Origin of the sequence: Herbaspirillum sp. UBA812 (assembly GCF_002296545.1) — a bacterium.
GTDB classification, from domain to species: domain Bacteria; phylum Pseudomonadota; class Gammaproteobacteria; order Burkholderiales; family Burkholderiaceae_D; genus Herbaspirillum; species Herbaspirillum huttiense.
Genome location: NZ_DBIC01000406.1, coordinates 1,625 through 6,047 on the forward strand (window position 1 = coordinate 1,625; position 4,423 = coordinate 6,047).

Annotated in this window: 6 protein-coding genes and 1 pseudogene; all 7 read right to left on the bottom strand. The window is 57.9% G+C overall.

What is annotated here, in order from left to right:
* A pseudogene (rpoB, locus tag B3873_RS26410) lies at positions 1–495 on the bottom strand (DNA-directed RNA polymerase subunit beta); the annotation flags it as partial.
* A gap of 279 nt (positions 496–774) precedes the next feature.
* Positions 775–1,152: a 50S ribosomal protein L7/L12 gene (gene rplL / locus B3873_RS26415; RefSeq protein ID WP_034333536.1), complete on the bottom strand. Its 378-nt coding sequence runs from the start codon at positions 1,150–1,152 to the stop codon at positions 775–777.
* A gap of 96 nt (positions 1,153–1,248) precedes the next feature.
* A complete protein-coding gene (gene rplJ, locus B3873_RS26420) occupies positions 1,249–1,746 on the bottom strand; it encodes a 50S ribosomal protein L10 (RefSeq protein ID WP_006465496.1) in 498 nt (165 codons plus the stop codon).
* Positions 1,747–2,081: 335 nt separating this feature from the next.
* Positions 2,082–2,777 carry a 50S ribosomal protein L1 gene (rplA, locus tag B3873_RS26425; protein ID WP_006465497.1) on the bottom strand — a complete coding sequence of 232 codons (696 nt, stop codon included), beginning with the start codon at positions 2,775–2,777 and terminating at the stop codon, positions 2,082–2,084.
* Entirely contained in the window at positions 2,777–3,208 is a 432-nt protein-coding gene (rplK, locus tag B3873_RS26430) for a 50S ribosomal protein L11 (protein WP_007875265.1), read from the bottom strand. The genes rplA and rplK overlap by 1 nt, the downstream gene beginning before the upstream one ends.
* Before the next feature lie 160 nt (positions 3,209–3,368).
* A complete protein-coding gene (nusG, locus tag B3873_RS26435; protein WP_034333546.1) occupies positions 3,369–3,959 on the bottom strand; it encodes a transcription termination/antitermination protein NusG in 591 nt (196 codons plus the stop codon).
* Between the two features lies 1 nt (position 3,960).
* A complete protein-coding gene (secE, locus tag B3873_RS26440) occupies positions 3,961–4,341 on the bottom strand; it encodes a preprotein translocase subunit SecE (protein WP_013232176.1) in 381 nt (126 codons plus the stop codon).
* Between the last annotated feature and the right edge of the window lie 82 nt (positions 4,342–4,423).

Genomic DNA, 4,423 nt, shown 5'->3' on the forward strand with positions numbered 1-4,423 from the left:
GTCGTGTTCGAAGAACACGCCCGGGGAGCGGTGCAGCTGGGACACGATCACGCGCTCGGTGCCGTTGATGACGAAGGAACCGGTGGTGGTCATCAGGGGCAGTTCGCCCATGTAGACTTCCTGTTCCTTCATTTCCTTGACGACCGGCTTGGTCGGCGATTCCTTGTCCAGGATCACCAGACGCACCTTGGCACGCAGCGGGGACGCGAAGGTCAGGCCACGTTGTTGGCACTCTTTGACGTCAAACGGCGGAGCGCCCAGCACATACGACAGGAATTCGAGGCGCGCAAAGCCATTGTGCGACACGATGGGGAAAATCGAGGTGAAAGCCGATTGCAGGCCTTCATTCTTGCGTTCCGATGCGGCACGTTCGGGTTGCAGGAAATTCTGATACGACTCGATCTGAGTCGCGAGCAGGAACGGAACGTTGTGGACGTTTGCGCGTTTCGCGAAGGATTTGCGAATGCGCTTCTTCTCAGTAAATGAGTAGTGCATGGACACTCCGTGAGTGACAGGAAGGATAGAGAATTCAAGATTCGATCAGACCGCGCGACTTGCCGGCAAAGCAGTCCGGGCCATCGGCACTCAAATCTTCAAATGTCTACCCTAGTTTTTTGCTGAGATCGCGCTTAATATTCCCGACAACGAATACTGCGGCGCATCAACATCACCAGCAAAAATAAGAAACGACAAAGGAGCCAAAGCCGAATCCCTTTTTCAAGGGATTCTGCACTTTGACTCCGGAGTAATGACTCGCCTTGGTAGGCAAGAGAATTACTTCAGTTCGGCCTTGGCGCCAGCTTCTTCCAGCTTCTTCTTGGCAGCTTCAGCGTCAGCCTTGGCGATGCCTTCCTTGACCGGCTTCGGTGCACCGTCAACCAGATCCTTGGCTTCCTTCAGGCCCAGACCGGTGATTTCACGCACGGCCTTGATGACGCCGACCTTGTTGGCGCCGACTTCAGCCAGCACAACGGTGAACTCGGTCTGCTCTTCAGCAGCAGCAGCGGCACCAGCGCCACCGCCAGCAGCGGGAGCGGCCATTGCGGCAGCGGAAACACCAAACTTCTCTTCGAATGCCTTGACCAGGTCATTCAGTTCCATCACGGACAGCGCGCCAACGGCTTCCAGGATGTCTTCTTTGCTAATTGCCATTTGAAACTCCTAAATTTATTTCGGTAATAACATCAGATTGGTAGTGACGCGAAAGCGTCGAAACTGCAGAGCGGGGCCGCCTCAGGCGGCCGTGCCTCATGCGGCTTCGGCTTCCTTCTTGGCTGCCAGGGCAGCCAGAGCGCGCGCAAAGCCCGACACCGGAGCCTGCATCATGCCCAGGACCTGGGCCAGCAGAACTTCGCGAGACGGGATGTTTGCCAGCGAAGCCACAGCAGCCTTGTCCAGCTGCTTGCCTTCGTAGTTACCTGCCTTCACAACCAGCTTGTCGTTGGTCTTGGCAAAGTCCGACAGGACTTTGGCAGCGGCCACGGCATCTTCCGAGATCGAGTAGATCAGCGGACCGGTCAGTTGCGGGGCGAGGTCGGCAAACTTCGTGCCTTCAACAGCGCGACGAGCCAGCGTGTTTTTCAACACGCGCAGGTACACGCCTTGGGCACGCGCTTGTGCGCGCAGTTGCGTCAAGGAACCAACCTGGATGCCACGGTATTCGGCCACGACGATCGTTTGCGCAGTTGCTACCTTTGCGGAAACTTCGGCGACGACGGCCTTCTTGTCATTCAGATTGAGACTCAAGATCAACCTCCAAAAATAGTACTCGGCCACTACACAGGCCACTGCCTGCTTGCCTTGCACCGGTTCGAACACGGCGTCCGACGTTTAGGAGTTCACTGCAGCATAGGGCAAAACTGAATATGCTGCCTGAGACTACGAAACTTGCTCGGGTTCACCATCTGCGTTGGGTTCACTGGACTTGCGGCCAGCGTTTTTAACTTCATCCGGCTTGTTGCTGCCGGCTTCCGCCCAACGGTCTTTGAAGGCCTGCCGCAATCGATTGCTGATTGCGCTCAACTGCGACAGCCCAAAGAGATGCCCCGCCTCCTCTCGGAAACGGGGACTGTATTGCTTGCTTAGGCAGCCAGGGAAGCCTGGTCCACGCGAACGCCAGCGCCCATGGTGGACGACAGAGCGATCTTGCGCAGGTACACACCCTTGCTGCTGGCCGGCTTGGCCTTGTTCAGGGCATCGATCAGGGCCAGCAGGTTGGCCTTCAGATCGGCGTCAGAGAACGACTTGCGGCCGATGGTGGCGTGGATGATACCGGACTTGTCGGTACGGTATTGCACTTGACCAGCCTTGGCGTTCTTGACGGCAGTTGCCACGTCCGGGGTCACGGTGCCAACCTTCGGGTTAGGCATCAGGCCGCGGGGACCCAGGATCTGACCCAGGGTACCGACGATACGCATGGTGTCGGGCGAAGCGATGACGATGTCGAACGGCATGTCGCCGGCCTTCACGCGCTCTGCCAGATCTTCCATGCCGACCACGTCAGCGCCGGCTGCCTTGGCAGCTTCAGCCTTGTCGCCGGAAGCGAACACGGCCACGCGAACGGTCTTGCCGGTACCGGCAGGCAGCACCACCGAACCACGGACCACTTGGTCCGACTTCTTCGCGTCCACGCCCAGCTGGACGGACACGTCGATCGATTCGTTGAACTTGGCGGTTGCAAATTCCTTGATCAGGGAAACGGCGTTGTCGAACGGATAGGCCTTGGTACGATCGACCTTTTCCTTCATTGCCTTGACGCGCTTGGATACCTTAGCCATTACAGACCCTCCACCGTGATGCCCATCGAACGTGCGGAACCAGCGATGGTACGCACGGCAGCTTCCAGATCAGCAGCGGTCAGGTCCGGCTTCTTCTGGGTTGCGATCTCTTCCGCTTGCTTGCGGGTGATCTTGCCGACCTTGTCGGTATGCGGCTTGGCGGAACCCTTCTGGATACCAGCAGCCTTCTTGATCAGGATGGTCGCCGGCGGAGTCTTCATCACGAAGGTGAAGGACTTGTCCGCGAAGGCGGTGATCACGACCGGAATCGGCAGACCGGGTTCGACACCTTGAGTCTGGGCGTTGAAGGCCTTGCAGAACTCCATGATGTTCAGACCGCGCTGACCCAGAGCCGGGCCGATCGGGGGGGACGGGTTTGCTTTACCAGCTGGCACTTGCAGCTTGATAAAACCAATAATCTTCTTTGCCATGACGGCTCCTTATTGATTGAGTTGTAGCGCCGACTCATTCGCCTTGCGGCTCCTTACTGCGGCTCCTCGGATGGCTAGATGATCGGACGATGACTTGTCCGGTACGCTCCAGCGGGCGTTGAAAACTTGACAGGGAAAGGCGGGATTCCGGAGGGCGGGATCAGACTTTTTCCAGTTGGCCGAATTCGAGTTCGACCGGGGTGGCGCGACCGAAGATGGTGACCGAGACGCGCACGCGCGATTTCTCGTAGTTCACTTCTTCGACGTTGCCGTTGAAGTCGGTGAACGGGCCTTCCTTGATGCGGACCATTTCGCCAACTTCGTAGAGCACCTTCGGACGGGGCTTCTCGACGCCTTCTTGCATCTGGCGGAGCAGCGAGTCCACTTCGCGCTGCGGCAGCGGGGTCGGACGATTCGACTTGCCACCGATGAAACCGGTCACTTTGGCGGTGTTCTTCACCAGGTGCCAGGTTTCGTCCGTCATTTCCATCTCGACCAGGACGTAGCCCGGGAAGAAACGACGTTCGGTCACGGACTTGTGACCATTCTTCATGTCAACGACTTCTTCAGTCGGCACCAGGATCTGGCCGAACTGTTCTTGCATGCCGGCGCGGTTGATGCGCTCGGTCAGCGCGCGCTGCACGCTCTTTTCCATGCCGGAATACGCATGCACCACGTACCAGCGCTTGTTTCCGGCGCTTGAAACGCTTTGCGCACCAATCGGTGCGCTGTCTTGCGTGCTATCGCTCATGTTATTTCCAGCCCAAAATTACGTCGTACAACAGGAACTCGAGCAACTTGTCCGTACCCCAGAGGAAGATGGCCATAATCAGCACGAAGGCGAAGACCACCGCCGTGATCTGCATGGCTTCCTTGCGGGTCGGCCAGACGACTTTCTTGGTTTCGCGCACGGATTCCTTGGCGAAACCGACGAAGCCGCGGCCTTGTGCAGACGTCCAGGCAAACGCCACAGCCACCAGCAGACCGGCGACCAGGGCGACAGCGCGCACCGGAGTCGACTGATCAGACAACACAAAAAAACCGACCACGCCTGCAACCACAGCCACGATCGCCAATGCGATCTTGATCTTGTCGTTGGAGGTGTTGACGGTTTGAACTGGCTGGCTAGACATATTTACTTTCAGTACCCTGCACCAGATTCGGTGGCAGGGGCGGAGGGCATCGAACCCCCAACCTTCGGTTTTGGAGACCGAC